Annotated in this window: 3 protein-coding genes; all 3 read left to right on the forward strand. The window is 62.2% G+C overall.

Translation table 11 applies throughout. The features are described 5' to 3' along the window. Positions 1-739 precede the first annotated feature (739 nt). Genes QH470_RS18085 through QH470_RS18095 form a run of 3 tightly spaced genes read left to right on the forward strand, consistent with a single transcriptional unit; the run spans position 740 to position 2,438 of the window. A complete protein-coding gene (locus QH470_RS18085; RefSeq protein WP_280273556.1) occupies positions 740-961 on the forward strand; it encodes a hypothetical protein in 222 nt (73 codons plus the stop codon). Further along, positions 958-1,515 (forward strand): RNA polymerase sigma factor, encoded by a 558-nt coding sequence (locus QH470_RS18090; protein ID WP_280273557.1) that lies wholly within the window; start codon positions 958-960, stop codon positions 1,513-1,515. The genes QH470_RS18085 and QH470_RS18090 overlap by 4 nt, the downstream gene beginning before the upstream one ends. Beyond that, positions 1,515-2,438 (forward strand): hypothetical protein, encoded by a 924-nt coding sequence (locus tag QH470_RS18095; RefSeq protein ID WP_280273558.1) that lies wholly within the window; start codon positions 1,515-1,517, stop codon positions 2,436-2,438. The genes QH470_RS18090 and QH470_RS18095 overlap by 1 nt, the downstream gene beginning before the upstream one ends. The last annotated feature ends 402 nt before the right edge of the window (positions 2,439-2,840 follow it).

Genomic DNA, 2,840 nt, shown 5'->3' on the forward strand with positions numbered 1-2,840 from the left:
TCACCGTGCTCACGGATCCGGTCCTGGTACATCCTCACCGCTCGCGCACGAGTCTCCTCGTCGAACTTCCGTGGTGCACCCATGACTGACAGTCTCCCTTGCTAAATCGGGAGTCTCCAACCAGTCCAGGACGGTTCAGACTTCGGCCTCGCGAAACTTGCGACCACAGATGCCGCAACCCGCCAACCATGCCACCAAAAACTTCGCCATGACGCCGATTGTTCACCCCGCCAACAGCTTTGAGAAACCGGAGGACCCGGTGGAAAGCTGCCATAGCTCCACTCATCGGTGCTCGGCAGTCATAACCGTTGAGCGGCAAATGATCTTGCTGTCCACTCGCTCACACCACCTATCGAGTGGACTTCACCCCATAAACAGCCCTGCGACCGACGCAGCTGGTCACATCGTCGCTCTGTCCGGCATGCTGCTCGGCCCGCCAACCGGTCGTCTAGTGGCCACGGTGGCTGAGCCGTTCATGTCGCGGCCGTCACCAGCTCGGTTGCCGTCCGATGGCAACTGCAAAGGCCCGGAACGGCATTGCTTCAGTGCATCGGGCAGCGGCAAGGCTGAAACCCGGCGTAGGGGTAAGGCGGCTGGTTCCCCCGCTTGGTGGCCACCGAAGTGGCCCGGCCCCACGGCATCGCTCGAAGGAGAATTTCTCTGCCCGAGTTCACGCATGCGGGCCGGATCGCCTCTATATCTACGACAGTCCATTCGATTCGAGTTCAAGGAACCCGTAATGACGATCACCGTGATGCTGGTGACCACTGTGGCGATCCATGTTCTGGGCACCGTAGGGCTATGGCTTCGCTTGCGGTTTTCCGCCGAGCAACAGCGCGGGCACCGTCGCTACATGATCGCGATCGCCCGCGCCCTGCCCGTCGGCAGCCGTGTCGACGACCGGCATGGTGACGGCCGTCGCACGCAGCTGACCATCGGTGCCGCCGAGGGGGATTCGTGACCGACGATCCAGAACAGCAGCAGACCGACGAGCTGTATTTCGCGGCTGCTCAGTCGGCATCGGCCATCTCTCCTATCGACGTCGCCGCGTTCAAGATGTTCTACGAGTCCTTCGTGGAGGACCTTGCGCTGTTTCTCGTGTGGCAGGGTGCGCGCGTCGCCGACGCCGCCGAGATCGCGCAGGAGACCATGATCCAGGCTTGGCAATCCTGGTCTGGCATACAACATCCACGAGCGTGGGCGCGGAAGGTGGCCGGCCGTGCCCTGGCCCGGCGGATCGGCAGCGTCCGAGAGGACCCAGTTCTCGAGCTGCCTGAGCAGTCGGCGCTGCTGCGTGAGCACCCGGACTTCGATGCCTGGGAGCAGCGCCACGACATCCTGCGGGCGCTGGCGAAACTGCCGCCGCGGCAGCGGCAGGTCATGGCGTGGACTCTCGAGGAGTACACGCCCAGTGAGATCGCCGAGATTCTCCGCATCGAGCCCGACGCCGTCCGGGCGAATCTGCGAAAGGCACGCCGCGCCTTGGCTATCCACATGAAAGGGGGCGAGGACTGATGACTCTCTTCGTTGACGACGACACCGTGCCCCCGGAGTTCGGTCAATGGCTGACGCAGCAGCGTGAGCAGGTTGCCGCGGACCTCCGGCAGGTTCTCGACGTCGAGGCCGGCCTGCAGGAGATACTGATTGGGGCTCATCGCGCGGAACTGAAGAACCAGATCCGCTCCATCGTTGACATCGAGGCTGGACTGGCAGCTATTGTGCCCGCACCTGACCCGATTCTGGTTCTCGACAACGATGTCGACAACAGTGACCTGGACCAGGTGCTGCGTGCCATCACGCCCGCAGATCGGCTCAGCCTGCGAGAAGCGTTCGCGCCGCTCGTAGGCGACGCAGATACGCTCCGTATCGCCAGCGGAGCCGCTGCGGCTGGCGAGGAATTGACCAGAGTCGCGTGGGAGCTGTTCGACCAGCCTTACCAGGATCGGTGGATACAGGCACTGGAGTTGAACCTCTCTAGCATCAGGGCCGGCCTGTCGATATTGACCGGTAGCTTGGCAGATTGCACAACGAGTACTCCCCATGCCGATTCGGTATTCTCCCGAGTGGGGTGGCGGTTGCTGTCAGAAGCTGGCGACCTGCACGATCTTCTCAATAACTTCTGCGATCTGCTCGGTGCGGGGCCATGGACACGAGGGGAGCCCGGGGAGATCACCATCGCCGCGAACTGCCTTCGTGCATCGATCCAACGGTCCGCGGCGCGGCTGCGGTCGTTGTACCGCTATCTGAACGACTTCGTCGGCGCCGACCTCAGCGACGTGGAACTAGAGGGAATGACACTGGTAGGGGTCAGATGGTCGTGTGAAACCGTCTGGCCGCCTGACTGGCAGGAGCGGATCGAAAATAGCTCGGTCGAGGTCGAACCCGGCGTATACGAGATTGGTGGTGACGGAAGCCGCCAACGCGACTTGGTGCACTGACTTGGGTGATGTGGTTGCGGAACCGCGTCGGCTGCGGCCACACCACCAGATGTGGCTCGATCGTGTGCCAAGCCGCTCGTACGGAATGCCGGCGGAATCCGTACTCCCCGTGCACGCGGGATGGTCCGTTGCTGTTCCTACATGGACGCTTCGCAAGCGCGGGTCTCTACGAGGGACAGCCAGGGACGACCCCGGGTGTAGTCGACTGTCGCAGGTTCGTGCCCTCGGCGGGGCGTGTCGAACATGGGAACGGGGATGACCGGTTTTCGTGTGGACGGTTGATGATCGAAGCGAATTACCAGCTGTAGGAGGGCGGTTCGTTGGGTTTTTGTTTGTGGTGCATACACAAAAACCAACCGAGATTTTAGGAAAAAACGAGGGGGGTGGGGTGTTTTATAAACC

It is taken from the genome of Nocardia wallacei (assembly GCF_029868745.1).
In the GTDB taxonomy this organism is placed as follows: Bacteria; Actinomycetota; Actinomycetes; order Mycobacteriales; family Mycobacteriaceae; genus Nocardia; species Nocardia wallacei_B.

What these genes read in the sequence shown, in the direction of transcription:
- QH470_RS18085 (WP_280273556.1), top strand. Translation starts at nt 740, where the DNA reads ATGACGATCACCGTGATGCTGGTGACCACTGTGGCGATCCATGTTCTG.
- QH470_RS18095 (WP_280273558.1), top strand. Translation starts at nt 1,515, where the DNA reads ATGACTCTCTTCGTTGACGACGACACCGTGCCCCCGGAGTTCGGTCAA.